This is a genomic window from Mycolicibacterium neoaurum ATCC 25795 (assembly GCF_000691525.1).
Lineage (GTDB): Bacteria > Actinomycetota > Actinomycetes > Mycobacteriales > Mycobacteriaceae > Mycobacterium > Mycobacterium neoaurum.
On sequence record NZ_JMDW01000003.1, the window covers coordinates 407,110 to 434,042 of the forward strand.

A 26,933-nucleotide genomic window follows, 5' to 3' on the forward strand; every position below is an offset into this window, starting at 1 on the left:
GAAAAGCGTTACCCAGGTCGATATCCGGCCGATCCGAGCGATCAGTCTGCTTCCAGGTGCGTCCGGACATCCTCGTCGAGTTCGATGCCCAAGGACCGAAGCATCCAACCGAGCGTCTCGTAGGCGCCGACGGTGAAGATCGCATCGAGAATCTCCTGAGTGCTCAGGAAGCCCGTCAACGCGGTCCAGGTGGAATCGGAGATGGTCCCATCGGTGATCAAATCGTCGGCGACACGCAGAATGGCAGCATCTTCCTTCGACCAGAGTGCAGAATCCGGGCCCCAGGCGATCTGGGCCAGCTCGGTCCGGGAGATGCCGACGTCACCGGCAATCACGACGTGCTGAGCCCATTCGTACTCGGACTGCCGGATCACGGCCGTGCGCAGGATCAGCAGTTCGCGACGACGCGGAGTAAGTGATGTCGCAGCGAGCAGATGCCCGTTGAACGTGAAGAACGCGTGTGCGAGTTCGGGGTGATGGGCGAGCGCACCGAGAACGTTGAGACCTTTCGGGCGGCCTTCGGTCTGCAGTGGCGGATGACGGCGGACCGGAGGGTCCATCGCGGCCAGCGCCGCGCGCATCTCGGTCGGCCACTCCGCTGCCGGCAGCGGGACAACACGCGTCATAGACCTCATTCCTCTCGATCGCCATCGGGCGCGACGGCCCGCGGAAATGACGTTCTCCTAGGATTGCACGTCGATATCGAGTGAAGCGAATGCCGCGCTACGTCGGCACAGCGTGGAGGGGAGGTTCACGCGCTCAGCTGGCGGCCGGCGCCCGCAGTGCCCACAGGTCGTTGGACAACAGTCTGCGCAACCTGTCGATGACGGCGGCCACCTCGTCGTCGGTGCCGACGAAGCCGGCGTAGAAGCCCATGCCGAACATCAGCACCAGCAACATCTCGATGAGGGCGTTGCCATCGGTTTCGTCGGCCAATTGACCATTTGCGATCGCGTCGCTGACGGCTTCGGCCAGAAAGGCGCGGATTCCGTCGCGCGGGGCATATTGGTCGTTCTTCAACTCGGGGTGGCGATGGGCCTCCAGCATCGAGGTGACAAGGAAAGCTGCGGCAGAGTCGATCTCGCGGTGCGCGGCCAGCATGCCGCTCATCAACGCGGTCAGTTTGTCCAGCAGAGTGGTCTGGCCGGCGGCTGCGGCGATGCCGGCTTCGATGAGTCCGGTGTGGGTTGTATCCAGCACGTTCTGATAGAGATCGCGCTTGTTGGAAAAGTAGTGATTGATTGCTGGGCGGGTCAGATCGGCGCGCTCGGCAATCTCCTGAAATGTCGACGCATCGTAGCCAAGCTCGCTGAAAACTTGACGAGCCGCGAAGATAATCCGTTCGCGGGTTTCCGCTCCGTTAGCTGCTCGTGGGCGCCCCCGAGTGCGGCGCAGCGCTTGTGTCATACGCGGAGTTTGCCACAAATTACTGACCGGTGCGTAGAAAACTTTTCCAACCGGCCTGCGCCCACGTCCATAGCAAACCTGATCTTGACCGTTGTTGCCGACCCCGACGACCGCGCCGTAGCCTCGTGAGGTGTCCGGAGCGACCGCTGACCGTGCCGACGAACTGGCTGCACTTGAGTTCTTCGCCGGGTGCGCGCCCGAGTCACTACGTCCCCTCGCGTCCCAGCTGCAACCGCTGTTCGCCGACCCGGGGCAGGTCCTGATGCGACAGGGCGAGACGGCGTTGACCTTCCTGTTGATCGCCACCGGACAGGCCGAGGTGACCCACGTCGGCGACCGTGGTGAGTCCATCACGATCACCGTCGATCCCGGCCTCGTGATCGGTGAGATCGCCTTGCTGCGGCACACCCCACGCAGCGCCACCGTGGTGGCCGCCACGTCGCTGACCGGTTGGGTAGGCGGACCCGAAGCCTTTGCCGCGCTTGTCGAACTGCCGGGGGTGATGCCACGTTTGGTGCGCACCGCCCGCCAGCGGCTGGCGGCTTATCTGACGCCGATCGAGATCGCGCTGCGGGACCACCTCGTCCTGCATCTGCGTCCCGTGCTGCCCGGTGACAACGTGCGCACGATCGACGGACCCATCGAGTTCTCGGCCGAGACGTTGTATCGGCGCTTCCAGAGCACCCGGGTCCCGACGCCCTCGCTGATGGCCTACCTGTTCGAGGTGGACTATGTCGATCACTTCGTCTGGGTGATGACCGCAGGACCCGACGGCCCGGTGGTCGCCGACGCCCGGTTCGTCCGGGAGGGGCACGGGGTGAGTACCGCAGAGGTGGCGTTCATCGTCGCCGACATCTACCAGGGCCACGGCATCGGCACATTCCTCATGGACGCGTTGGCCGTGGCCGCGCACGTCGGCGGCGTCACCCGCTTCTCGGCACGGGTGTTGACCGACAACTATGCGATGCGCGCCATCCTGGATCGTGCCGGTGCGCACTGGGTGCGCGATGATCTCAACGTGGTGGTCACCGAGATCGACGTCCCGCCGGCCGGCGCGTTGTCGCTGCGTCCGGAAATCTACGACGAGATCGCCGCCCTGGCACGACGAGTGATGGGATCGGTGGGCTGATGTCCCAACCCGCGCGCAGTGCCGGCCGGCCGCCGCTGAACAAGGACACCACGCTGTGCATCTCGCTTGCCGCGCGGCCCAGCAATATCGGCACGCGGTTCCACAACCATCTGTACGAGGAACTGGGCCTGGATTTCATCTACAAGGCCTTCACCACCACCGATATTGCCGCCGCCATCGGCGGAGTTCGGGCCCTCGGCATCCGCGGCTGCTCGGTCTCGATGCCGTTCAAAACCGACGTGATGGCGCTGGTCGACGATATCGAGCCGTCGGCACGGGTCATCGAATCGGTGAACACCATCGTCAATGACAACGGTCACCTCACCGCGTCCAATACCGATTACCTTGCGGTACAACAACTCATCGCCCAGCATGAGCTCAATCCCGACGATGCGGTGGTGCTGCGCGGCAGCGGTGGGATGGCCAACGCGGTGGCCGCCGCGTTCGTCGGAGCGGGATTCTCCCGCGGGGTCGTCGTGGCCAGGAACGCCGACACCGGTCGCGCTCTGGCCGACCGGATCGGTTGGGAGTACGCCACTTCCGCGGACGGTGTGCGGGCACCGATCCTGGTCAACGTCACCCCGATCGGGATGGCCGGCGGTCCCGAGGAGTCCGCGCGATCATTCGACGAGGACGCGATCAATGCCGCGGCGACCGTGTTCGACGTCGTGGCCCTGCCATCGGAGACACCATTGATCATCGCCGCCCGCGCCGCGGGCGTCCCGGTCATCACCGGGGCAGAGGTCATCGCGCTGCAGGCGGCCGAACAGTTCGAGCGCTATACCGGGGTGCGCCCCAGCGCGGCGCAGATCGCGGCGGCGTCGGCGATATCGCGGGCCTGATCAGCTGGGCGTGATGGTCGTCTGCTCGTCGATGGCCGCGGTCGCGTCCATCAGCGGGCCCATCTGTTCCTCGGTGCCCTCGGCGTTGATCTGCAGGACGAACAGCCCGTCGTCGGCGGGGATGACCGTCGTCTTCTGCGCGACCAGCAGGGTCTTGCCGTTCTTGACGTACGTTCCGCCGACCTGCACGGCGTCGAATCCGCCGAGCTTGCCCGGCTGCCCCTCGTTGCCGCCGTTGTAGTCGGGGAGATTCTTCAGCTCGTTGGGTGCGTACTCCAGAATCTTGGCACCCTCGACATCACCGGTCAGCTTGGACAGGATCGCGGTGATGGTCGGCGGCGGCGGCGGCATGCTCGGGTCGGCGTAGACGAGCTGGCCCCACGCCCATTCCGGGGTGGCCGGACCGGCGTCGACCCAGCCCTGCGGCGCAGGCAGATTCACCGACGGTGACCCGGGGGTGCCACGTTTGACCTGCGCCTCGGTGATGCCGTTCTGCTGGATGTACTGGGCGATGGTCAGATTCTCGCCGGTGTCGGCGGGCGCGTCGCTGTCGGTCTCCGGCGCGGCGGCAGCCGAGGTCGAGGTGGAGGTCTCCTCGGCGCTGGAGCTCGTATCGGTCTTGGTGTCGGATCCGCAGCCGGCCAGGGCGAGGCTGAGCACCGCAACCGCGACGGCCGCGCCTCGGGCTGTGGTCTGCTTGTTCATCGGTTCTCCTGTCCGTCGAATCTCGGATCGGACGTTACAGGGCCGGAGGGAAACCGACGGCATGTCGTGAAACGCGTTTCGCCGGGGAAACCTGGGGCGTCGGTGTGGTAACACAGGCGGTGTGCGTGGCTACGCGATCGGCCTTGGCGCGGTGCTGGTGATCAGCGGTTGTTCCGCCCCTGCGCCCGCCCCGCCGACCGTGGAGGCCGGCGGCTCGGATACGCGTGCCGTGAAAGTGATGAATCCTGCTGCGGTGCAGCGTGTTCAGTCCGACCTTCCGCCGGGGTACGAGGTCACCCCACTCACCGACAATGCGGCACCGGCCGGTTTCTGGGGGATGACGGCGGGCTGGGCCGCCGAGCCCGGTCAATGCGCGGCGTTGGCCGATCCGGGCGCCGGTGCGCCGACGCACGGTTGGTCGGCCTCCGGGCCCGGGGGCATCATTCATGCGGTGGTGGCCGGTCCCGGAACCGTCGCCGCCATCCCGTCCGGCTGTCAGGCCTGGACGCTGCGGGGCGGGCGAACCTCCGCGACGGTCACCGCGGTCGCTGCTCCGGATATCCTCGGCATGCCCACTGCGGCGATGTCCACCGTGGCCACCACCGTCGTGGAAGGCGGTACCGAGACCCGTTCACACGCCGACACCGCCATTGCTTACCCCAGCCCCGGCTACGTCGTGACCGTCACCGTCGTCACCGATCCCGGCTCGGCGCTGCCGGAGCTCGGGCCGGATGTCGCCGGTCGGCTGTTGCGCTCGGCGACCGACGAGATCTCCGGCAGCGCGGAGCCGGCCGGGTAGATTGGCGGCGATGCTGACGTCACGGGCGCTGGCCCTGGTTACCTGTGCTGCCGCCTTGGCGGCGTGCTCCTCCGCCGACTCGTCGAAGGCCGATATTGCCGGTGTCTTCGCGGTGAAGTCGGTCTTCGACTCCGGCTTTCAGGTCACCACCACGGGACCGACCGGTATCGACCCGAAGATGCTGGCACCGCAGACGGTGCCCGCCGGGGTGACGATCGAACCGGCGGCCTGCGCGAAGTTCGCCGGGGGCCTTGCGATTCCCGAAGGCGCGCAGGGGAATATGGCCGCCACCACAGCGGAGGGCAAGGGCAACCGGTTCATCGCGATTGCCGTGCAGACCTCCGAGCCGGTGCCGTCCAATGATCCCGGTCCCGACTGCCAGAAGGTCGCCTTCGGCGGGCCGGGGGTGCGCGGCCTGGTCGAAGTCGTGGAGTCTCCGCAGATCGAGGGCGCTCGGGTGCTCGGCACCCATCGCGTCGTGCAGACCACCGTCGACGGGAAGCCGCGCAGCGGCGAACTGTTCAATTACGTCGCGAATTTCGACACCTTCATGGTCATCGTGACGGCCAACCCGCTCGTCGTGCCGAACACCCCGGTGGCGCCGGTGGACACCGAAAAAGCCCGCGAGATGCTCACCGCCGCGGTCGAGGATGTCCGGGCCGGCCGCAGCTAGCGGACGTCGCGCACCCGGAACTGGATGCTTATCCGCGGCCCGGTGGGCCGGGCGGTCTTGGGTACCGCGTGCTCCCAGGTCCGTTGCGCCGATCCGCCCATCACCAGCAGGTCGCCGTGGGCCTGGGGCAATCGCAGGCTGCGTCCGCCGCCACGCGGCCGCATCGCGAACACCCGGCGCGCGCCGAGGCTGACGATGGCCACCATGGTGTCCTCGGTGCTGCTGCGTCCGACGGTGTCTCCGTGCCAGGCCACGCTGTCGTTGCCGTCGCGATAAAGGCACAGTCCGGCGCTGGTGAACGGTTCGCCGAGTTCGCCCGCGTAGATGTCGTTGAGCCGGACCCGCAGCCGGGCGATGGCCGGATGGGGGGCAGGGGCGGCGGTCAGGTCGTGGAAGCTGACCAGACGCGGCACGTCGAGCACCCGTTCGTACATCTGCCTGCGTTCCGCGCGCCACGGGATGGCGGTCAGCAGCTCGTCGAACAGGGTCTTGTCATCGTCCAGCCAGCCGTTGAGCCAGCCGGCGCGCACGTCGATCCAGGCGCCTGCACCCAGGCTCCGACGTTCCGAATGGTCGAATAGCGACCCCTGAACGGCCAGTGACACGAACCAAGGCTATCGCACAGACGTTCGATATCACAGGTTGGCCGCGCCAGGACCCTGATCTGCCAGCACGTCGTCGGGGTTGGCCAGCCGGCACGCCTTCAGGCTCAGGCATCCGCACCCGATGCAGCCGGCGAGATTGTCGCGCAACCGCTGCAGATGCAGGATCCGTGCGTCGATGTCCTCGCGCCAGCCCGCCGACAATCGCGCCCAGTCCTTGCTGGTGGGCACCCGGTCGTCGGGCAGGGTGGCCAGCGCGTCGCGGATCCTGGCCAACGGGATGCCCAGCCGCTGCGACATCCGGATGAAGGCCACCCGGCGCAGTGTCTCGCGCCGATAGCGGCGCTGGTTGCCCGATGTGCGCCGCGATACGATCAGACCCTCGCGCTCGTAGAAATGCAGCGCAGACACGGCCACCCCGCTGCGGAGGGCCATCTCACCGGGTGTGAGCTCATGTGTCTCCATACACCTCAACCATAGTTGAGTTAACGTTCTGAACGTGGAAGCGATACCGCTGGGGTCCAATTCGGAGGTCGGCAGGCTGCGGACGGTGATCCTGCACCGTCCCGGCGCGGAGTTGCAGCGGCTCACCCCGCGCAACAACGACACCCTGTTGTTCGACGGGCTGCCCTGGGTCGCCAAGGCCCAGGAGGAGCACGACGCGTTCGCGGCGTTGCTCGCCTCGCGCGGTGTCGAGGTGCTGCTGCTGGGTGATCTACTGGCCCAGGCGCTGGCCTCCGGTGCCGCCCGGATGCACGGCATCTCCGCCGCCGTCGATCCGCGTCGGCTGGGAATCCCATTGGCCCAGGAGCTTTCGGCATATCTGCGCACCCTCGAACCGGACGCGTTGGCGCACGTGCTGATGGCGGGCATGACCTTCGACGAACTGCCGTTCGCCTCCACCGAGTTCTCGCTGGTGCGCCGCATGCACCACGGCGGCGATTTCGTCATCGACCCACTGCCCAACCTGCTGTTCACCCGCGACTCGTCGTTCTGGATCGGACCGCGGGTGGCCATCACCTCGTTGGCGCTGCCGGCGCGGGTCCGCGAGACCTCGCTGACCGACCTGATCTATGCCCACCACCCGCGGTTCCTCGGTGTGCGGCGGGCCTACGAATCGCGGTCGGCCCCGGTCGAGGGTGGTGACGTGCTGCTGCTGGCCCCAGGGGTGGTCGCCGTCGGCGTAGGCGAGCGCACCACCCCGGCCGGTGCCGAGGCCCTGGCCCGCAGCCTGTTCGACGATGATCTGGCGCATACGGTGCTGGCCGTGCCGATCGCGCAGGAACGGGCCCAGATGCATCTGGACACCGTCTGCACCATGGTCGACGCCGATGCGGTGGTCATGTACCCGAACATCGTGGACTCGTTGTCCGCGTTCACCATTCACAAGGTCGACGGCGGGGGAGTGAAGATCGACCGGGCGGCGCCGTTCGTCGAGGCCGCCGCCGACGCCATGGGCATCGGCAAGCTGCGCGTCATCGACACCGGGCTGGACCCGGTGACCGCCGAGCGCGAGCAGTGGGACGACGGCAACAACACCCTTGCCGTGGCGCCCGGTGTCGTGGTGGCCTACGAACGCAACACCGAGACCAACACCCGGCTCGCCGACTCCGGTATCGAGGTGCTGCCGATCGCGGCATCGGAGCTCGGTACCGGCCGCGGTGGGCCGCGCTGCATGTCCTGCCCGGCAGCGCGTGACCCGCTGTAGCGCGAGGTTTGCCGCGCCCGCGCACGGGGCAGCATGAAGGACATGCCTACGTTGCTGTGGTTCCGGCGCGACCTGCGGTTGCACGATCTGCCCGCCCTGCTGGACGCCGCTCAGGAGGACAGCGAGGTGCTGGCGTGCTACGTGCTGGATCCGCGACTGCACGCCAGCTCGGGCCCGCGCCGGCTGCAATACCTCTACGACGCACTGCGCGATATCCGCGACCAACTCGACGGCAGGCTGCTGGTCACCGAGGGGCGCGCCGAGGAGCGAATCCCGGCCCTGGCCAAGGCGATCGACGCCTCGGCGGTGCATGTCTCCGGTGATTTCTCGCCCTACGGGAAGCGCCGCGACGCCGCGGTGCGCGACGCGCTCGGCGATATCCCGCTGGAGGAGAGCGGCTCGCCGTATCTGGTCTCCCCAGGGCGGGTCACCAAAGATGACGGCACCCCGTACAAGGTCTTCACCCCGTACTTTCGCGCCTGGCGCGAGCACGGCTGGCGGGCGCCGGCCAAGACCGGGCCGAAGAGTGCGACGTGGATCGACCCGAACGATGTCGGGCGCGCCGCCAAGGCCACCGACATCCCCGACGGCGTGGCGCAGCTGGACCTGCCGGCGGGGGAGACCGCCGCGCGCAAGGCGTGGAAATCGTTTCTCAAGAACAAGATTGCCGACTACGGCGATGACCGCAACCGCCCCGATATCGAGGGCATCAGCCGGATGTCGGCGCACCTGAAGTTCGGCGCCATCCATCCGCGCACCATGGCCGCCGATCTGAAGTCGGGGGAGGGCCCGCAGGCCTATCTGCGGGAACTGGCCTTCCGCGACTTCTATGCCACGGTGCTGGATTCCTGGCCGCGCAGCGTGTGGTGGAACTGGAACAAGGCCTTCGACGCGATCGAGGTGGACGAGGACGCCGACGCCAAACGGCGGTTCGAGACCTGGAAGGCCGGTAAGACCGGATTCCCGATCGTCGATGCCGGGATGCGCCAGCTCGCCGAGTCGGGCTTCATGCACAACCGGGTCCGGATGATCACCGCGTCATTCCTGGTGAAGGATCTGCACCTGCCGTGGCAGTGGGGCGCGCGCTGGTTCCTGGAGCAGCTGGTCGACGGGGACATGGCCAGCAATCAGCACGGCTGGCAGTGGGCCGCCGGCTGCGGCACCGACGCCGCCCCCTACTTCCGAGTGTTCAATCCCGACACCCAGGGCAAGAAGTTCGACCCCGACGGCGCGTATGTGCGGCGCTGGGTGCCCGAGTACGGCAGCGACGACTACCCCGAGCCGATGGTCGACCACAGCGCCGAGCGCAAGGAGGCGCTGCGCCGCTACGAGGCAATCCGCTGAAACAAGCGACTTGGAAAACCTAAGTAAACAGGATGATCTCGCCGGCTATTCGTCTATTGATACACGGCTACCGACGTCGAATGACTATCTGCTAATCTCGCGATGAATAGCGTTTCGTTGGATCACTCGACATTTTCGCAACTATGAGTCAAGCTAGAACTTGATGCCTACTGGACCGGATATAAAAAACCCGACGCCCGTTCTCTGGCCCGACGAGCCACTTGGTCCTGACGACGAGGACAAACTCAACCGTGGGCTGTTCGTTAGCATGATTGCAGAACGCCTGAACGCAGCTGTGTTGGGTCAGGCTAGTACAGTTTTTGGCTTGGTCGGTCCGTGGGGAAGCGGAAAGACATCGTTACTTAGCAGACTCCGTTCTCAACTTGACGAGACTTGGAAGGTTGTCGTCTTTTCACCATGGGCGACCTCAGATGTTAACAGCCTTCAGATCGAGTTCTTGTCGGCACTAACATCCATTTTTGACGAGACTCAGCAGCCGAATGCGAAAGAAAAAGTACGCAAATATTCCCGTATGTGTACATCGCTGTTGAAAATAGTCCCGGTCGCAGGGGAAGCTTTGTCAAGTGCGGTGCAGGAAGCTGTCGAAGTTGCGACGGCTGAGAAGCCTTGGCGCGAACAGTTCGAACAGGCCTGTGATGTGTTCTGCGATTTAGGTTACAAAGTTCTCATAATTGCAGACGACATTGACCGACTTGATTCGGAAGAGGTCCTAAGTCTTCTGAAAGTTGTTCGTTTATTGGGAAGGTTTCCGAACGTACACTATTTGATTGCATATGATCAAACAACGATTGAAGACTTACTGAAATTCCGAGGCTTGGCGACAAAATCCTCGGATTTCATGGAAAAAATTGTTCAGTACCCGTTCGAAGTGCCACCTCTTGCGGCTGTGGTCCAGCGCCGTCTACTAACTGAGACCATAGATGAGTTGATTGCGCGGCACGGGATAACGCTGGACGCCCAGGCAGCGGACCGACTGTCAGAGCTAGTGGCGGTGATCGCCCCAGCACTTCTGACGCCACGTGCGCAGTCACGGTTTCGCGAGCAAGTTCTCGCGTTTGCCGAAATGCTTAGTTTTGCCGAAGTAGACGCGATCGACTACGTTGCGCTCAGCTTCATCAGGGTATTTCATCACGAAGTATACGAGCAGATTGCTGGATGGAAAGTTGCGCTTCAGTCCGGCAAAGTGCCGTTAGGTTTTTTGGATTCCAGTGAACTGTCACATGAAGATTGGCACAATCGAATTCGACCACTCGTTGAAACTGAGAACGACGTCTCGTTGATAATGGCTATCCTTTCCGGTCTTTTTCCTGGGATTCAGTCGCAAGGTCTGATTTTTTACCGAGATCACCCGTTAGCGTTGTCAAACGATCTCTATTTTCAAAGATACTTCATAATGGGTATTGCTGATGACGACGTCGAAGACCGGATCATTGCCAATGCGATCACCAGAATCGTTGATAATGATGTCGATCAAAGCGACGTAATTCGGTTTGCGGAGATTATCGACGGCGACGATCTCGACTTGGCTGCCTTAGCGCTTGAGAAGGGTGCTAAATTCAGGGGCTCGCACTCTTCCGGCAGTCCTAAACTCGTGGAGTTTTTGATCGACCGACACAACGCGAACTCGGATGGCCAGGAGGGATTTGCGTCGCCACTACGAGCGCTTCGTCGCTGGCTAGACAGCGAAATTATGCTCGCTCTGACCGAGAGCGCGCTAACTGTCGACAGGCTGAAAAGTATAATGGCGGCTCCGGATATTCTGTTGTTTGCCACGCGCAGCATTGCAAGCAACCGTTTGTCTAGCCGGTCACCAGAAAATGTTGTGGCAGATTTGGGTGTTTATTTTCTTGACATTCTAGAAAATGAGTTATTGTCGGCGCTAAGCTTTGGCATATCCTTGGCTTACCTAGTCGATACGTGCTGGTGGTTCACTGGCGGCGATAAGGGCGACGAACGTGTGTCTGATATCGGAACTCGTATTGCTAACGTGTACCAACGCTCAGATTTGGAGAAGGTCATCGTTGGCTTCGTCATACAGGAAGATTGGGTCGGAAGCGATGGATTGAGTCCAGAGCTGCGATTCCAGGAAGCCTCGTTTCGACGGTTGTTTGGTCCGGAGGCGACACGTGAGCTTGACGGAAAGCTTCTTTGGTACGGCGCCAGCAAAATAGACACCGAAGACTTATCTCTCGGTAATCGGCTCAAGCTCGCGCGAGCGAAGGTGGCCGAGGTTGCCCGCAATTAGATCGGCTTCCCTCACTGCTTGAGGACTGCGGCGTCCTAATACGGCCCGTTCGGGTCGCGGCCGCTGACGGGTCATTTAAGCTGGTGTCGCTTCGTCGCAGTGGATACGCCGTTGTTAAGGCGATTGGTACTTGCGTGCGTCACCGCCAGCTGGGCAACCAGATCTGCATATGCCAGGTCGTCTGCGAGATGGGCAGCCCGGTCAGGATCGGATATAGCCAGGCGAAGTTCGTGATCACCAGCGCCACGTAGAAACTCACCGCGATCACGCCCAGCGTTCGCCGCTCGGCGTTCTGTCGTGGCTGATACAGGATGTCGCCCAGGATCAGCGCTATCAGCATCACGAAGAACGGCGCCATCGCGGTGGCGTAGAAGAAGTACATCTGCCGGTCGATGGCCAGGAACCACGGTAGGAATCCGGCGCAGTAGCCGACCAGCACCGCCGCGTACCGCCAGTCCATCCGCACGAACGTCCGCCAGCAGGCCCACAGCAGTACCGGCACCGCGATGAACCACATGGTCGGGGTTCCGACCAGCATCACGGCCTTCACACAGGACTCCGCCCCACAGCCGGGCACGTTCTGCTGATCGATGGCGTAGAGCACCGGACGCAGCGACATCGGCCACGTCCACGGTTTGGACTCCCACGGGTGGTGGTTACCCGCGGCGTTGGTCAGTCCGGAATGGAAGCGGTACACCGAGGCCGTGTAGTACCAGAGCGAGCGGATGGCATCGGGCAGGAAGCCGCCCTCGCCGATGGTGCGGCCGACCTCGTGGCGGTACACCCCGGTCTCCGAGGCGAACCAGCGGGCGTAGGAGGCCAGGTACACCGCGAAAGGAATGAGCACCAACGCGTACAGCGACGGCCCGACGTCGCGGCGCACCGCACCGAGCCACGGCCGCTGCACCCGGTACTGCCGTCGCGCGGCGATATCGAAGGCCAGCGTCAGCAACCCGAAGAAGGCGACGAAGTACAGCCCCGACCATTTCGTCGCGCACGCCAACCCCAGCAGCACACCGGCCCCGAACCGCCACCACCGCACACCCAGGCGCGGTCCCCACGGGGTGTCGGTGATGCGGCCCTCCAGCAGCGCGATGTGCATCCGCTCCCGGACCTGATCGCGGTCGACGATCACCGCCCCGAACGCCGCGACGACGAACACCACCAGATACACGTCCAGCAGCGCGGTGCGGGAGGAGACGAAGCTGACCCCGTCGGCGATGATCAGCAGCCCGGCGATCCCGCCGACCAGCGTGGACCGGCTGATCCGCCGGACGATCCGCGAGACCAGGATGACGATGATGACGCCGCACACCGCGCCGCTGAACCGCCAGCCCAGCCCGGTGTAACCGAAAAGCCATTCACCGATGCCCATCAGCATCTTCGACATCGGCGGGTGGACCACCAGGCCGTAACCGGGATTGTCCTCGATGCCGTTGTTGTGCAGCATCTGCCAGGCCTGAGGCGCGTAATGCTTCTCGTCGAAGATCGGGGTGCCGGCGTCGGTCGGCGACCCCAGGTTCAAGAACCGAGTCAGCGCGGCCAGCGCCCCGATGATCGCGGTCATCACCCAGCCCTGCAGCCGGTCGACGGGCCCGAAGTCGGGAACCGGGACGAGTGGTCCCGGACTGATCATGGGTGCGGCGCGCTCCGGTTGCACGGTGTCAGGAGCGGTCATCACCGACGATCGTAGGCTTTGCAGTTGTGGAACCCCCGCTCGCTACGCCCGCACCCGCCGGAACGTCCGACGGCCGACTGCTCTTGGGGGCCACTCCGCTGGGGCAGCCCGGCGACGCGTCGGCGCGGTTGGTCCGGGCCATGGCCACCGCGGATGTCATCGCCGCCGAGGACACCCGGCGGGCCCGGACACTGGCCTCGGCGCTGGAGGTGACACCGGCCGGGCGAGTGCTCAGCCTGTTCGACCAGAACGAGGCGTCGCGGGTGCCGATGCTGGTCGACGAGATCGCCGCCGGTGCCACCGTGCTGCTGATCAGCGACGCCGGCATGCCGCTGATCAACGACCCCGGCTACCGTCTGGTGACCGCCTGCGTGCAGGCCGGACTGACGGTCAGCTGTCTGCCGGGTCCCTCGGCGGTCACGACGGCGCTGGCGGTGTCCGGGTTGCCCGCCGACCGGTTCTGTTTCGAGGGGTTCGCCCCGCGCAAGCAGGTCGCCCGGCGAAACTGGCTGACCGGGTTGGCCGTCGAGGCGCGCACCTGTGTCTTCTTCGAGTCACCGCGGCGGCTGGCCGACACGTTGACCGACGCCGTCGACACCCTGGGCGGTGACCGGCGCGCCGTGGTGTGCCGGGAGCTGACTAAGACCCACGAGGAGATCCGGCGCGGGACGCTGGCCGAGTTGGCCGACTGGGCCGCCGGCGGGGTGCTCGGCGAGATCACGGTGGTGCTGGCCGGGGCGACGCCGTCGGCCGATCTGGACACCCTGGTGGCCCAGGTGGGCGATCTGGTCGACGACGGTATGCGGGTCAAGGACGCATGTGCCCAGGTCGTTGCGGCCAATCCGGGCGCACCGTCCAAGCGTGAGCTCTACGATGCGGTGTTGAAGTCGCGCGACTGAGCCTGCGGGGGTGTGTTCGGTATGAGTACGACGGTGTTCGTGGTGTTGCTTGTCGTCGGGATCCTGGTCGCGGTGGGTGCGCTGATCGCCATCCCGCTGCTGTGGTGGTTACCGCGGCGCAGCGAGGCCGCCGCCGCGCAGTTCGGCGCCGAACTGGCCGGCGAACCGATGGTGCGTGGACCGGAGAAGGGGTCCTACCGCGGGGCCACCGCGCCGGGTTATCCGACGGTGAAGAATGCCGGTTTCATCGCGCTGACGGCGCGCAGGTTGGTGTTTCGCACGTTGACTCAGAAGACCATCGAGGTCCCGGTCGCCGAGATCACCGGAGTCCGGGAGGCGACCGCGTTCAAGGGTTCGGTGGTGGGCGGGCAGACGCATTTGATCGTCGACACCGCCGCGGGGGAGATCGCGTTCTACGTCTTCTCCGGCAATGCGGCCTGGGTGACGGCGCTGACCGGGCTGCAGGCGTCGTCCTGAACTTCGCGGTCTTGGCCCAGCGCGATGATGGAGGACGCCTTGTGCAGACACTCCTGCCATTCGGCGGCCGGGTCGGAATCGGCGGTGATACCGCCACCGACGCCGAGCACCGCGTTCCCCTCGGCGTCGAATTCGACCGTGCGGATGGCCACGTTCAGCTCGGTACCCGCCGACGGTGAGGCCAGGCCGACTGTGCCGCAATAGATTCCGCGCCGATACTGTTCCCAGTCGCCGAGCAGCTCGCGGGCCCGACCCTTCGGAGTGCCGGTCACCGACGCCGGCGGGAACGTCGCGTCCAGCACTGCCGACATCGGCGTCGCGACCGGGATCCGCGCGGCGACGGTCGACACCAGGTGCCACACCCCGGGTGCGGGTCGGATCCGCAGCAGCTCCGGGACGGACACCGAGCCGGTGACGGCGAGCCTGCCGAGGTCGTTGCGCACCAGGTCGACGATCATGATGTTCTCGGCGACGTCCTTGGCCGAGGCGCGCAACATAGCCGGCGACTCATGCAGCGGCAGTGTGCCTTTGATGGGACTCGACGAGATCGCCTCGCCGCTGCGGCGCAGGAACAGCTCCGGTGACAACGAGGCCACCGCACCCCAGCTGCCTGCGATATAGGCCGCGCGCGCCGGTGCGGTGCGCGTGACGGCGTCGACGAAGAAGTCCAGTGGATCACCGGTGAGCTTGCCGCGGAACTGGGTGCACACGCAGGCCTGGTAGACCTCGCCGGCGCCGATCGCGTCCAGGCAGGCGGTCACACCGGCGAGGTGCCGGTCGCGGTCGGGGGCGGTCCACTCCAGCCGGTACGGTCGCGAAGGCGCGCTCGATACTCCGGAAAGCCAATCGGGAAGTGCTGTGTCGGTGAGGCTCTCATGCCACCATTGCCCGTCTGCGTCCTGCCGCAACACCGAGTCCGACCAGCCGCCCGCGGCCTCCGGGATACGTGGTTGCCCCGGTCCGTCAGGGTAGGACAGGTAACCGAACCAGCCGCCGCCGACCGACGTCGAACTGCCCGGGTAGGCCTCGAACAACTCCGGAAGCGGTTCGGCCGCCAGCGAGGGGGCGATCACCGCACGTGAGCCGAACCAGTCGCCGATCAACGCGGCAGGCGCCGCCTTTCCGTGGCGCGCCGCCGCATCGGCGATCCAGCGCAACACCTCGGGGGCGTTGCCGAGGTCGCCGAGCCGGTCGATGCGCACCGGTTCAGCTTTCCAGAAGCTAACGGCCGATGGCTCTCGGGATGGCGGCGGTGGTGAGCTTGTCCGGGTTGCGCATGGCGTAGAAGTGCGAGATCTTGCCGGCGGTGAATTCCACGGTGATGACGCCCTCGAAGCTCTCGCCGAGGTAGAGGTTGAGCGCGGGTGCGTTGTTGTAGGTGGTGTATTCGACCCTGCCCTGCTCACCGGACATCCGGAACAGGCCGATGATGAGCCGTGCCACCCGGTCCGCACCGCGCACCGGACGGCGGGCTGCGCTGACCTTGCCTGCGCTGTCGGCGGTCCACACCACATCGGGGGCCAGCATCTCGACGAGCCCGGCGATATCGCCGGTGGCCGCGGTGAGCAGGAATTGTGCGGTCAGCGCCTCGCTGACTGCGCTGTCGATCGGCTCGTAGCGTTTGCGCCGGGCGTGCACGTGTTCGCGCGCCCGGTGCGCCAACTGCCGGACCGCGGCCGTGGATTTGCCGACCGCAGCGGCGATCTCGTCGTGGCCGAATCCGAACACCTCGCGCAGCACGAACACGGCGCGCTCGTCCGGTGACAATGTCTCCAGGACCACCATCATCGCCATCGACACCGATTCGGCCAGCACGACATCCGAGCTCGCGTCGGTGTCCTGCACCCGCAGCGGCTCGGGCAGCCACGGCCCCACGTACTCCTCGCGCCTGCGGGCCTGCGCGCGTAACGCGTTGAGTGACTGCCGGGTCACCAGCTGGGCAAGATAGGACTTGGTGTCGCGGACGGTGCCCAGATCCACCTCGGCCCAGCGCAGATAACTCTCCTGCAGGACATCATCGGATTCCGTTGCCGATCCCAGGATTTCGTAGGCGATGGTGAACAGCAACGGGCGCAACGCCGTGAAGCGCTCGGCGTGCTCGCTCACGCGGTTGCCTCCCAGGCTCGGCTCCCGCGTGCCGTACCGATGATTCGCTCGCAAGCTTCGCTCATGCGGTCTCCAAATCGAGCGCCTTGGCGCGCTTGGCGCTCTTGAGCCAGAAGTAGGCACCGGGCTTGCGGGCCTCCTTACGCAGGAACGCCAGCGTGCCTTTGCACACCTGCTCCTTGACCAGGGCCGCGGCCCGGCCGCCGAGGTACAGCGGGATCGGGGTGTCATCGGTACGCGCCAGCTGGATGGTGCCCGCGGCGCGGCCCAGGCTGATGCACTGGCCGGTGAAGGCCTGGCTGATCGGGGCAGGCTCGGTTCCGGCAATCCGGGCCAGCACGGTGTTGGCGGCCTGGGCGCCCAACGGCAGCGCGGCCTGGCAGCTCATCCGCAGCGACACCCCGGACGGGGCGGCCGCATCCCCGGCGGCGACGATTCGATCGTCGTCGATGCTGGTCAGCGTCTCGTCGGTGAGTAACCGGCCCAATGCGTCGGTGCGCAGTCCGCTCGCGGCGGCCAGTGCAGGCACCCCGAATCCGGCAGTCCAGACGGTGGCGGCCGCGGGCAGTGTGCGCCCGTCGGACAGCGTCACGTCCGTGGCACCGACGGCATGGACCGTCGACCCTTCGATGATCGTCACGCCGAGCTTGTGCAGTTTCTTGGCCACCGACCGCCGGCCCGGAACGCTCAGTGAGGGTCCGAGGACCGCGCCGGCGACCAGGGTGACGGCGCGGCGGGCTTCGGCGAACTCCGCCGCGGCCTCGATACCGGTCAGCCCGCCGCCGACGACGACGATCGGCGCGTCGGCCGGCAGCTCCCGCAGGTGCACGGCCAGGCGGTGCGCGTCCTCCAATTCACCCAGCCGGTAGGCGAATTCGGGTGCGGCGCCCCCGGTGCTGCCAACGGCATAGATCAGGTGGTCATAATCCAGCGCGGCACCGGAGGCGAGCTCGACGCGGCGGGCGGCGGTGTCGATCCGGTGGGCCGTGTCGACCACCAGTCGCACGCGTGCCCCGAGCAGTTCGGCGTAATCGGCGACGGCGTCGTCATTGCCGATCGCCAGCTGGTGCAGCCGGATCCGCTCGACGAACTGCGGGCGGGCGTTGACCAGGGTGATATCCACGTCATCGCGCTGGAGCAGATGGTTGGCGGCCAGTGCGCCGGCGTAACCACCGCCGACGACGACGATGCGCGCCGCGGTCTCGGTCATGATGTCTCCTCGTGTGGGCCAGTGATGCCCTCAAGACACCGGTGCGCCCGACAATGTGACATTACGTGACGTAGGTCATGTTCTCGTTGGTCGCTGGATCGGCTGCAGGGGAGCCGCTCTCATGGCCTGGGTCATCGCGGTGGCAAGTCAGTTGGTGATGTCGAGGGCCGCCCTGACGATGCTGTCGGTATCGATGCCGTGGTAGCGGTAGACGTCCGGCAGATCACCGGCCTGCCCGAAACCGGACACCCCCAGTGCGGTCAACGGCACCTGCCGGATACCGGCCAGGAACGCCAGGGTGTGCGGATGCCCGTCGAGCACGGTCACCATCGGGGTCGCGCGGTCGGCGGGGAACAGCTGGTCGAGAATCCAGGTGTCCGCCGAGCGTCGGCCCTGCCGCGCCTGCCAGGCCTCGAACAGCAAGCCGGGGCTGGTCACGCACAGCACATCGGCGGGGATGCCGACCTGGTCCAATCGATCTGCCGCGGCGAGCGCTTCGGTGACCATGGTGCCCACGGCGGCGATGGTCACCTTCACCTCCGATGCCGGTGATCGGCGCAGCGGATAGCCGCCCGCGACCACCTGTCGGCGGCGGCGTTCGCGCGCGGCGGGATCCTCCGGGACGTGGGCGAGCGCCTGGTCCACCGGCCTTGTCGACAGCCGCAGGTACGCCGAGGATCCACCCGGACGGCCCAGTCGCGCCATGCTGGCCAACAGGGTCCATTCGACGTCGATCGCGAAAGCCGGTTCGTAGCTGATGCAACCGGGCTGCTCCAGGCCGATCGATGGCGTCTTGATGGACTGGTGCGCACCGCCCTCGGCGGCCAGACTCACCCCCGACGGGGTGCCGACCAGGATGGACTGGCCGCCGGCGTAGATGCCGAACGACCATGGTTCCAGGGCCCGTTCGACGAACGGGTCGTACAGCACGCCGATGGGGAACAGCGGCTCGCCCCATCGGCTCCAGGTGGCGCCCAGTTCCCCGATCAGCCCGACCAGGTTGGTCTCGGCGATACCGAGCTCCATGTGTTGTCCGCTGGGCCGTTCGTTCCAGTGCATCAGGGTCTGGGCGTCGTCGGCGAACCAGTTGCGCCGCTCATCGGACGACCACACCCCGACCTTGTTGACCCAGCCCGCGAGGTTGGTGGTCGAGCTGACATCCGGGCTGACGGTGACGACTCGCTTGGCCGCGTCGGGCGCCTCTCTCGTCAGATCCAGCAGTAGGCGTCCCAGCGCGGCCTGGGTGGTCGAGGTGCCCTTCGGGGTACGACCGATATCGGTGGGAATGTCCGGCATGGGTGCCGACGGCGTGGGATCCCGCCGCAGGCGCGCCGCGGTCTCGACGCACAATCTGCCCATCGCACTGGCGGCGCCGAATCGGCGCCATGGGTCGGCCACGTCCATACCGAGTCGCGCTGCAAGCGAGGCGTATTCGTCATTGCTCAACAGCGCCGAGTGGTTCTGCGGATGTCCTTCTGTCGGAAGCCCGTAACCCTTGATCGTGTACGCCAGGACGACCGTTGGCCGCGTATCGTCGATCTGCCGGTACGCCTCGGCCAGCGCGGTGAGGTCGTGACCGCCGAGGTTGCGGATCGCCGCGGTCAGGGTGGCGTCGTCGAGGGTGTCGAGCAGTATCGCGATCTCGGCGGCCGACGGACCGTCGCCGGGCAGGCGTTGCCGGATCTCGCTGGCATCGCAGCGCAGCAACCGCTGGTATTCCGGGTTCTCCATCGTGACGATGCGCCGGCGCAGCGCCTCTCCGCCGGGTTGGGTGAACAGCGACTGCAGCAGGCGGCCGAAGTTGACCGTGAGGACCTGCCAACCGGCCGCGGCGAACATGGTTTCCAGTCGGCGCGCGGCGATATTGGGCACGACCCGGTCCAGCGATTGACGGTTCATGTCGACGATCCAGACCACCTCGCCCAGTTCGGCGATACCCGGATCGAGGATCGCTTCCCAGACCGCACCTTCGTCGAGTTCGGCATCGCCGACCAGGGAGTACTGGCGTCCGGTGCCGCCGGCGCCCAGATGGGTGTTCACATAGCGGCGCGCCATCGCGCCCCAGATCGGCGCGGTGGCTCCGATGCCGACGGATCCGGTCGAATAGTCCACCGGGTCAGGATCTTTGGACCGGCTCGGATAGGACTGCAGACCGCCGAACTCACGCAAGGTGGTCAGGTACTTCTCATCCAGTTCGCCGAGCAGGTAGTTGATGCTGTGCAGCACCGGGGAGGCGTGCGGTTTGACCGAGACCCGGTCACCGGATTGCAGCTGCTGAAACCACAGCGACGTCATGATCGCGACCATCGACGCGCTGGAGGCCTGATGCCCACCGACCTTGAGTCCCGAGACATTCGGCCGAATGCGATTGGCGTGGTGCACGATCGAGGTGGACAACCACAGCACACGTTCGGCGACGCGCTCCAGTGCGTCGGTGGTGTCGAGGTCTCCGTCGGTGTCGGCGGCAGTGGTGTTCACACGGACCTACTCACGGTTGGTTTGCGCAGATAGTTCATCCAGTGCAGCACCTGCTGTAATTTGGGTCAACATGGTTGCACCGGATTGATCACTTTGCGTTTCCGTGGATCACGACGACGAGTGGAGTTGCGCACAATGACCAATTACCGAGCGACCAATTACCGAGCGACCAAACCCGCTGCGGTCGTCGACGAGGTCGACGCGCGTGTCCTGCGTGCCCTTGTCCATGAGCCGCGGGCCACCACCGTCGCCTTGGCGGAAGCCACCGGGTTGGCCAGGAACACCGTGCACTCGCGACTGGCGAAACTCGAAGAGGATGGCGTACTGCAGTCGTTCGAGCGGCGGATCGATCCGGCGGCACTGGGTTACCCGTTGACGGCCTTCATCATGGTGACGGTCACCCAACGTCGATTGCGCGCCATCGGCGATGCCCTGGCCGACGTCCCCGAAGTGCTTGAGGTGCATGGTCTCAGCGGCGTCACCGACCTGCTCGTGCAGATCGTCGCCCGCGACGCCGACGATCTCTATCGGCTTGCCGGGCAGATTCTTGACATCGACGGTGTCGAGAAGACCACCACCGGGTTGGTCATGCGACGGCTGGTCGATTATCGGCTCGGCCCATTGCTCGACCGGCCGCGCGGCTAGACCAGGCCCAGCGCCGCCATCGCATCGGCCACCCTGATGAATCCGGCGATATTGGCGCCCGCCGCGTAGTTGCCGGGCTGTCCGTATTCGTCGGCCGTGGTGAGGCAGGTGTGGTGGATGCGACCCATGATCTCGGCCAGCCGCGCCTCGGTCTCCTCGAACGTCCAGGAATCCCGTGAAGCGTTCTGCTGCATCTCCAGGGCGCTGGTAGCCACCCCGCCGGCGTTGGCGGCCTTGCCGGGAGCGAATGTCACCCCAGCCTCGCTGAAATACTTGACGGCATCGGGGGTGCACGGCATGTTGGCGCCCTCGGCGACGATGCGGCACCCCGATTCGATGAGGGCGCCGGCGTCGGCGCCGGACAATTCGTTCTGGGTGGCGCAGGGCAGGGCGATATCGCAGGGCACCTCCCAGACGCTCTGCTTCGCCACGAAGTGCGCGCCGTTGCCGCGGGCGTCGGCGTACTCGTCGATCCTGCCGCGGCGCACCTCCTTGATCTCCTTGACCAGATCGAGGTCGATGCCCTTGTCGTCGACGATGTAGCCGCCGGAATCCGAACAGGCCACCACGATCCCGCCGAGGGACTGCACCTTCTCGATGGCGTAGACGGCCACGTTGCCCGACCCCGACACCACGACCCGCTTGCCGTCGAACGAATCGCCTGCGGCCCGCAGGATCTCGTCGACGAAGAACACCGTCCCGTATCCGGTGGCCTCGGTGCGGACCTGGGAGCCGCCCCACGTCAGCCCCTTGCCGGTGAACACGCCGGCCTCCCACCGGTTGGTGATCCGCTTGTACTGGCCGAACAGATAACCGATCTCGCGGGTGCCGACGCCGATATCGCCGGCGGGCACATCGGTGTATTCACCGATGTGGCGGTAGAGCTCGGTCATGAACGACTGACAGAACCGCATGACCTCCTGGGGCGAGCGACCCTTCGGATCGAAATCGGATCCGCCCTTGCCGCCGCCGATCGGCAGACCGGTCAACGAGTTCTTGAAGATCTGTTCGAAGCCGAGGAATTTCACGATGCCCAGATACACCGACGGGTGGAACCGCAGTCCGCCCTTGTAGGGACCCAGGGCGGAGTTGAACTCGACCCGGAATCCTCGATTGATCTGCACGGCACCGGAATCGTCGACCCACGGCACGCGGAAGATGATCTGGCGCTCCGGTTCGCAGAGCCGGCGGATCACCGCGTTGTCGGCGTACTCCGGATGCTTGGCGACCACCGGTCCGAGACTAGTGAGCACCTCGTAGACGGCCTGGTGGAATTCCGTCTCGCCCGGATTGCGCTGGGCCACTTCGTCATAGATGTCGTGGAGCTTCTCGTGCAGGGTGGTCATCACACATCCGTCTGATAGCGGGGGAACACGCCTTCGGGTTTGGGCAACGTGACACCCGGCGTGAGCCGGGCGTCGATCGCACCGAAATCGCGTGCCTCGGCCGGCTGGCCGAGCAGGTCGAGCAGTTTGGCGGTCGCGGTCGGCATCACCGGCTGGGTCAGCAGGGTCGCGATGCGCACCGTCTCCAGTGTCGTGTAGAGCACGGTGCCGAAACGCTGCTGCGCTTCCGGAGTTTCGGACTTGCGCAGCACCCAGGGTTCCTGTGCCGAGAAGTAGCGGTTGGCTGCGCCGAGGACCGACCAGATGGCATCGAGCGCCAGATGCATTGCCTGCTGGTCGTAGCAGTCGCGCACCCGGTCCAGTAGCGCATCGGCGGCGGCCAGCAGTTCGTTGTCCTCGGGGGTGAACGCCCCGGGAACGGGAACCACGCCGTCGAGATTCTTGTTCACCATCGACAACGACCGCTGCGCCAGGTTGCCCAGTTCATTGGCCAGATCGGCATTGATCCGGCCGATGATCGCCTCTTCGCTATAGCTGCCGTCCTGGCCGAAGGGCACCTCGCGCAGGAAGAAGTAACGCACCGCGTCCACCCCGAACTCGTCGACGAGCACCAGGGGGTCGACCACGTTGCCCAGTGACTTGCTCATCTTCTCGCCCTTGACGTTGATGAATCCGTGGGCGAATATCCGCTTCGGCAGCGCCAGCCCGGCCGACATCAGGAACGCGGGCCAGTAGACGGTGTGGAACCGGATGATGTCCTTGCCGATCATGTGCAGATCGGCGGGCCAGTACTTCTCGAACGCCTCGGAGGCGGTGTCCGGGAAGCCGACACCGGTGAGGTAGTTGGTCAGCGCATCCACCCATACGTACATGACGTGATCGGGGTGATCGGGCACCGGGACGCCCCAGTCGAAGGTGGTGCGCGAGATCGACAGGTCGCGCAACCCGCCGGAGACGAAGCTGACGATCTCGTTGCGGCGCACATCGGGCCCGATGAACTCGGGGTGCTCGGCGTAGAGCGCCAGCAGGCGATCGGTGTAGGCAGACAGCCGGAAGAAGTAGGTCTGCTCCTCGGTCCAGGTGACCTCGGTGCCGGTCTCGATGGCGGTGCGCGTCCCGTTCTCGCCCACCTGGGTCTCGTCCTCGGCGAAGAAGCGTTCGTCGCGCACCGAGTACCAGCCCTGGTAGCTGCCGAGATAGATGTCGCCTGCCTCGTTCATCCGGCGCCAGATCTCCCGGGAGGCCTCGTAGTGGTCGGCATCGGAGGTCCGGATGAACCGGTCGTAGGAGGCACCGAGTCGTTCCTGCATGCGCTCGAAGACATCGGAGTTGCGGGTGGCCAGCTCGGCGGCGGTGATGCCGAGCTTGGCGGCCGTCTCCGCCATCTTCAGGCCGTGCACGTCGGTGCCGGTGAGGTAGCGCACGTCGTAGCCGTCGAGACGCTTGAACCGGGCGATGGCGTCGGTGGCGATGTACTCGTAGGCGTGACCGATGTGCGGATCGCCGTTGGGGTAGGCGATGGCAGTGGTGATGTAGAAAGGGGCGCCTGGGGTTCGCGTCCCCGCGCCGGGGAAAGACGTAGTCATTTGGCTCTCACCTTAGGGTGTGGGTCGTGAGCTCGAAGAGAGAGAAGCCGCCCGCCCCCGAGCCGCTGGCCCCGCTGATCGATGCGCACACCCACCTCGATGCCTGCGGTGCGCGGACCGCCGAGGACGTCACCGCCATCCTGGACCGCGCCGGTGCGGCCGGTGTCCAGGCCGTCGTGACCATCGCCGATGACCTCGACGCGGCCCGCTGGGCAGACGCGGCCGCCGACTGGGACCCGCGGGTGTATGCCGCCGTGGCGTTGCATCCGACCCGTGCCCACACCCTCGACGACGCCGCCAGGGCGGAGTTGGCGACGTTGGCCGCCCACCCGCGGGTGGTGGCGGTGGGCGAGACCGGCATCGACATGTACTGGCCTGGCCGCCTCGACGGCTGTGCAACCCCGGATCAGCAGCGCGAGGCCTTCGCCTGGCATATCGACCTGGCCAAGCGGACCGGCAAGCCGTTGATGATCCACAACCGCGACGGTGACGCCGAGGTGCTGGACGTGCTGGCGGCCGAGGGCGCCCCCGAGACGGTCATCTTCCACTGTTTCTCCTCCGACGCACAGATGGCCCGCACCTGTGCCCGCAACGGCTGGCTGATGAGCCTGTCCGGAACGGTGAGCTTCCGCAATGCCCACGCCCTGCGCGAGGCTGCCACCGTCATCCCCGACGAGTTGCTCCTCGTGGAGACCGACGCGCCCTTCCTGACCCCGCACCCGTACCGCGGGGCGCCCAACGAGTCCTACTGCCTGCCGTACACGGTGCGTGCGCTGGCCGACATCCTGGACCGGCCGGCCACCGAAGTGGCTCGCGCGACCTTCGAGAATGCGGTCCGGACCTACGGCTTCGGTACCCTCACGAGTTGGCGCGGTTGACCTAACTTCGTTACCGTCCTGTTATCGAACGCGGCGGGCCGGTTGGGCTGACGCAGATGCCGCGCTCAACTAGTCGGGAAACACAGCATTGAACGTTCTGAACAAACTGCATGAAACGCGCTCGCCCGCGCTACACCTTCTGGTCGGTGCGCTGCTGCTCACCCTGGTGTTTGCCGGGGGTGTGGCGGTGGCCTCCCACAAGACCGTGACCCTGAGCGTGGACGGTGCGCCGATCACCGTCGCCACCATGAAAAACCGGGTCATCGACGTCGTCGAAGAGAACGGTTTCACCGTCGGTGACCGTGACGATCTGTTCCCGGTGGCCGATGCCCAGGTTCACGATGCCGACACCATCGTGCTGCGTCGCAGCCGGCCCCTGCAGATCTCGATGGACGGACAGGGCAGCACCGAGGTCTGGACCACCGCGGCCACCGTTCAAGAGGCGCTGGCCCAGCTGTCGATGACCGATACCGCACCCGCCGCAGCCTCGCGCGGCAGCCGTGTTCCGTTGGCGGGCATGTCTTTGCCGGTGGTGAGCGCCAAGACGGTGCAGATCAACGATGGCGGCAACATCAGGACCGTGCGGTTGGCCGCGCCCACCGTCGCAGGCCTGTTGGAGGCCGCCGGTGTGCCGCTGCAACAGCGCGACACCGTGGTGCCGGCGGCGACGTCACCGGTGATCGACGGCATGCAGATCGCTGTGACCAGGATGCGGATCGAGAAGGTCACCGAGCAGATCCCACTGCCGCCGGCCAGTGAGCGGATCGAGGATCCGACGCTGAATCAGAGCCGCCAGATCGTCGAGGATCCGGGTACCCCGGGCCTGCAGGATGTCACCTTTGCTGTCGCGCGCGTCAATGGGCAGGAGACCGGCAGGCTGCCAGTAGCCAATGTCGTCGTCAATCCCGCGCGCGAAGCGGTGCTGAGAGTCGGGACGAAACCGGGCACCGAGGTGCCGCCGGTGTCCAACGGTCACGTCTGGGACGCCCTCGCCGGATGCGAATCCGGAGGTAATTGGGCCATCAACACAGGTAACGGATTTTACGGTGGCGTCCAATTTGATCAAAACACCTGGGAGCGACAGGGTGGTTTGCGCTATGCTCAGCGCGCGGATCTGGCAACTCGAGAAGAGCAGATCGCGATAGCTGAAGTAACGAGGGCGCGCCAGGGTTGGGGTGCCTGGCCGACATGTAGCGCGAGATTGGGGTCAAGATGACCATCCGGCTGCTCGGGCGTACCGAGATCAGGCATCTGGCACGGGAGATCGACTTCCGTCCCAGGAAGGCGTTCGGGCAGAACTTCGTGCACGATGCCAACACCGTACGCCGAATCGTGTCCGCATCCGGGATTCACCGGCAGGACTGTGTCGTCGAGGTCGGTCCTGGCCTCGGTTCGCTGACCCTCGGTCTGCTGGACCGCGGTGCCCGCGTGACCGCGGTCGAGATCGATCCCGTGCTCGCCAGGCAGCTGCCCAAGACGGTCGCCAATCACTCGCACAGCGAGATCGGTCGGCTGACGGTGCTCAACCGCGACATCCTCACGCTGAAGTCCGGTGATCTCGAAGAGCAGCCGACCGCGCTGGTCGCCAACCTGCCCTACAACATCGCCGTCCCCGCGCTGCTTCATCTGATGGCCGAGTTCCCGTCCATCAAGACCGTCATGGTGATGGTGCAGGCCGAGGTCGCCGAGCGGCTCGCCGCCGAGCCCGGTGGCAAGGACTACGGCGTGCCCAGCGCGAAGGTCCGTTTCTACGGCGAGGTGCGCCGTTACGGGATGGTCTCGCCGACGGTGTTCTGGCCGATCCCGCGGGTGTACTCCGGTCTGGTGCGCATCGACCGCTACGAGAACTCGCCGTGGCCGACCGACGCCGCCTTCCGCGAGCAGGTGTTCGAGCTGATCGACATCGGTTTCGCGCAGCGGCGCAAGACCTCCCGCAACGCCTTCGCCGAATGGGCGGGTTCCGGGAACGAGTCGGCCGAGCGCTTGTTGGCGGCCAGTATCGATCCGGCCCGTCGCGGTGAGACGCTGAGCATCGCGGACTTCGTCCGGCTGCTGCAGCGTTCGGGCGAGTTCACCCCGGCCGCCGCCCCGTCGCCGGCCGAACCGCGGCTCGAAACGCCCTCTGCGGCTAACTTGCTGAGCTGATCCCCTGGCC

General features: G+C 65.9%; 25 protein-coding genes. 13 read left to right on the forward strand and 12 right to left on the reverse strand.

Annotation, left to right across the window (positions count from 1 at the left end):
* Positions 1–41: 41 nt before the first annotated feature.
* Together IC40_RS0103765 and IC40_RS0103770 are read right to left on the reverse strand one after the other, a co-directional pair.
* Positions 42–626, reverse strand: a complete 585-nt coding sequence (locus tag IC40_RS0103765; protein ID WP_030133426.1) for a carboxymuconolactone decarboxylase family protein — start codon at positions 624–626, stop codon at positions 42–44.
* Between the two features lie 133 nt (positions 627–759).
* Complete coding sequence (locus tag IC40_RS0103770) at positions 760–1,407, reverse strand: TetR/AcrR family transcriptional regulator (protein ID WP_081843303.1); 648 nt, start codon at positions 1,405–1,407, stop codon at positions 760–762.
* Between the two features lie 130 nt (positions 1,408–1,537).
* Here IC40_RS0103770 and IC40_RS0103775 point away from each other — a divergent pair, with 130 nt between their 5' ends.
* Together IC40_RS0103775 and IC40_RS0103780 are read left to right on the forward strand one after the other, a co-directional pair.
* Positions 1,538–2,536: an acetyltransferase Pat gene (locus IC40_RS0103775; protein WP_030133428.1), complete on the forward strand. Its 999-nt coding sequence runs from the start codon at positions 1,538–1,540 to the stop codon at positions 2,534–2,536.
* The gene (locus IC40_RS0103780; protein ID WP_030133429.1) at positions 2,536–3,378 is read left to right on the forward strand and encodes a shikimate 5-dehydrogenase; all 843 of its coding nucleotides are present in this window, start codon (positions 2,536–2,538) and stop codon (positions 3,376–3,378) included. Before IC40_RS0103775 ends, IC40_RS0103780 begins: the two co-directional genes overlap by 1 nt.
* Here IC40_RS0103780 and lpqN read toward each other — a convergent pair whose 3' ends face one another.
* Positions 3,379–4,083 carry an envelope biogenesis lipoprotein LpqN gene (lpqN, locus tag IC40_RS0103785; protein ID WP_030133430.1) on the reverse strand — a complete coding sequence of 235 codons (705 nt, stop codon included), beginning with the start codon at positions 4,081–4,083 and terminating at the stop codon, positions 3,379–3,381. It abuts the gene before it with no gap.
* 121 nt (positions 4,084–4,204) lie between these two features.
* Between lpqN and IC40_RS0103790 the strand changes: the two genes are divergently transcribed.
* Complete coding sequence (locus IC40_RS0103790) at positions 4,205–4,882, forward strand: DUF5642 family protein (protein WP_169740067.1); 678 nt, start codon at positions 4,205–4,207, stop codon at positions 4,880–4,882.
* A gap of 10 nt (positions 4,883–4,892) precedes the next feature.
* The gene (locus tag IC40_RS0103795) at positions 4,893–5,555 is read left to right on the forward strand and encodes a DUF5642 family protein (RefSeq protein ID WP_030133432.1); all 663 of its coding nucleotides are present in this window, start codon (positions 4,893–4,895) and stop codon (positions 5,553–5,555) included.
* Here IC40_RS0103795 and IC40_RS0103800 read toward each other — a convergent pair.
* Positions 5,552–6,160 (reverse strand): alpha-ketoglutarate-dependent dioxygenase AlkB, encoded by a 609-nt coding sequence (locus IC40_RS0103800; RefSeq protein WP_030133433.1) that lies wholly within the window; start codon positions 6,158–6,160, stop codon positions 5,552–5,554. The genes IC40_RS0103795 and IC40_RS0103800 overlap by 4 nt on opposite strands.
* 30 nt (positions 6,161–6,190) lie before the next feature.
* Entirely contained in the window at positions 6,191–6,622 is a 432-nt protein-coding gene (soxR, locus tag IC40_RS0103805; protein ID WP_030133434.1) for a redox-sensitive transcriptional activator SoxR, read from the reverse strand.
* A 43-nt stretch (positions 6,623–6,665) separates the two neighbouring features.
* On the opposite strand from soxR, the gene arcA reads away from it, so the two are divergent.
* From arcA to IC40_RS27080, 3 genes are all read left to right on the forward strand, one after another.
* Positions 6,666–7,865 carry an arginine deiminase gene (gene arcA, locus IC40_RS0103810; protein WP_023986204.1) on the forward strand — a complete coding sequence of 400 codons (1,200 nt, stop codon included), beginning with the start codon at positions 6,666–6,668 and terminating at the stop codon, positions 7,863–7,865.
* 42 nt (positions 7,866–7,907) lie between these two features.
* On the forward strand, positions 7,908–9,209 hold the full coding sequence (locus tag IC40_RS0103815) for a cryptochrome/photolyase family protein (protein WP_030133435.1): 1,302 nt from the start codon (positions 7,908–7,910) through the stop codon (positions 9,207–9,209).
* A gap of 163 nt (positions 9,210–9,372) precedes the next feature.
* Positions 9,373–11,475, forward strand: a complete 2,103-nt coding sequence (locus tag IC40_RS27080) for a KAP family P-loop NTPase fold protein (RefSeq protein WP_081843304.1) — start codon at positions 9,373–9,375, stop codon at positions 11,473–11,475.
* Between the two features lie 139 nt (positions 11,476–11,614).
* Here IC40_RS27080 and IC40_RS0103825 read toward each other — a convergent pair whose 3' ends face one another.
* Positions 11,615–13,153 (reverse strand): dolichyl-phosphate-mannose--protein mannosyltransferase, encoded by a 1,539-nt coding sequence (locus IC40_RS0103825; RefSeq protein WP_030133437.1) that lies wholly within the window; start codon positions 13,151–13,153, stop codon positions 11,615–11,617.
* Positions 13,154–13,179: 26 nt separating this feature from the next.
* Here IC40_RS0103825 and rsmI point away from each other — a divergent pair, with 26 nt between their 5' ends.
* A complete protein-coding gene (gene rsmI / locus IC40_RS0103830) occupies positions 13,180–14,052 on the forward strand; it encodes a 16S rRNA (cytidine(1402)-2'-O)-methyltransferase (protein ID WP_042509876.1) in 873 nt (290 codons plus the stop codon).
* Between the two features lie 21 nt (positions 14,053–14,073).
* Positions 14,074–14,529: a hypothetical protein gene (locus tag IC40_RS0103835; protein WP_030133439.1), complete on the forward strand. Its 456-nt coding sequence runs from the start codon at positions 14,074–14,076 to the stop codon at positions 14,527–14,529.
* Here the strand turns inward: IC40_RS0103835 and IC40_RS0103840 are convergent.
* The 4 genes from IC40_RS0103840 to IC40_RS0103855 form a co-directional block, all read right to left on the reverse strand.
* On the reverse strand, positions 14,466–15,731 hold the full coding sequence (locus IC40_RS0103840; protein WP_030133440.1) for an aminodeoxychorismate synthase component I: 1,266 nt from the start codon (positions 15,729–15,731) through the stop codon (positions 14,466–14,468). The genes IC40_RS0103835 and IC40_RS0103840 overlap by 64 nt on opposite strands.
* A gap of 19 nt (positions 15,732–15,750) precedes the next feature.
* Positions 15,751–16,635, reverse strand: a complete 885-nt coding sequence (locus IC40_RS0103845; protein WP_030133441.1) for an RNA polymerase sigma-70 factor — start codon at positions 16,633–16,635, stop codon at positions 15,751–15,753.
* Positions 16,636–16,696: 61 nt separating this feature from the next.
* Positions 16,697–17,845, reverse strand: a complete 1,149-nt coding sequence (locus IC40_RS0103850) for an NAD(P)/FAD-dependent oxidoreductase (RefSeq protein ID WP_030133442.1) — start codon at positions 17,843–17,845, stop codon at positions 16,697–16,699.
* A 147-nt stretch (positions 17,846–17,992) separates the two neighbouring features.
* On the reverse strand, positions 17,993–20,323 hold the full coding sequence (locus IC40_RS0103855; RefSeq protein WP_030133443.1) for a thiamine pyrophosphate-binding protein: 2,331 nt from the start codon (positions 20,321–20,323) through the stop codon (positions 17,993–17,995).
* A 135-nt stretch (positions 20,324–20,458) separates the two neighbouring features.
* On the opposite strand from IC40_RS0103855, the gene IC40_RS0103860 reads away from it, so the two are divergent.
* Positions 20,459–20,968, forward strand: coding sequence for an Lrp/AsnC family transcriptional regulator (locus IC40_RS0103860; RefSeq protein WP_042509926.1), 510 nt, complete (start codon positions 20,459–20,461; stop codon positions 20,966–20,968).
* Here the strand turns inward: IC40_RS0103860 and gdhA are convergent.
* Both gdhA and metG read right to left on the reverse strand, forming a co-directional pair.
* Complete coding sequence (gene gdhA / locus IC40_RS0103865) at positions 20,965–22,314, reverse strand: NADP-specific glutamate dehydrogenase (protein ID WP_030133445.1); 1,350 nt, start codon at positions 22,312–22,314, stop codon at positions 20,965–20,967. The genes IC40_RS0103860 and gdhA overlap by 4 nt on opposite strands.
* Complete coding sequence (metG, locus tag IC40_RS0103870; RefSeq protein ID WP_042509877.1) at positions 22,314–23,900, reverse strand: methionine--tRNA ligase; 1,587 nt, start codon at positions 23,898–23,900, stop codon at positions 22,314–22,316. Before metG ends, gdhA begins: the two co-directional genes overlap by 1 nt.
* A gap of 26 nt (positions 23,901–23,926) precedes the next feature.
* On the opposite strand from metG, the gene IC40_RS0103875 reads away from it, so the two are divergent.
* The 3 genes from IC40_RS0103875 (at position 23,927) to rsmA (ending at position 26,923) form a co-directional block, all read left to right on the forward strand.
* Positions 23,927–24,778, forward strand: a complete 852-nt coding sequence (locus IC40_RS0103875; RefSeq protein ID WP_191293560.1) for a TatD family hydrolase — start codon at positions 23,927–23,929, stop codon at positions 24,776–24,778.
* An 88-nt stretch (positions 24,779–24,866) separates the two neighbouring features.
* Complete coding sequence (locus tag IC40_RS0103880; RefSeq protein ID WP_030133448.1) at positions 24,867–25,994, forward strand: resuscitation-promoting factor; 1,128 nt, start codon at positions 24,867–24,869, stop codon at positions 25,992–25,994.
* Positions 25,991–26,923: a 16S rRNA (adenine(1518)-N(6)/adenine(1519)-N(6))-dimethyltransferase RsmA gene (gene rsmA / locus IC40_RS0103885; RefSeq protein WP_036469253.1), complete on the forward strand. Its 933-nt coding sequence runs from the start codon at positions 25,991–25,993 to the stop codon at positions 26,921–26,923. Before IC40_RS0103880 ends, rsmA begins: the two co-directional genes overlap by 4 nt.
* Positions 26,924–26,933: the final 10 nt, after the last annotated feature.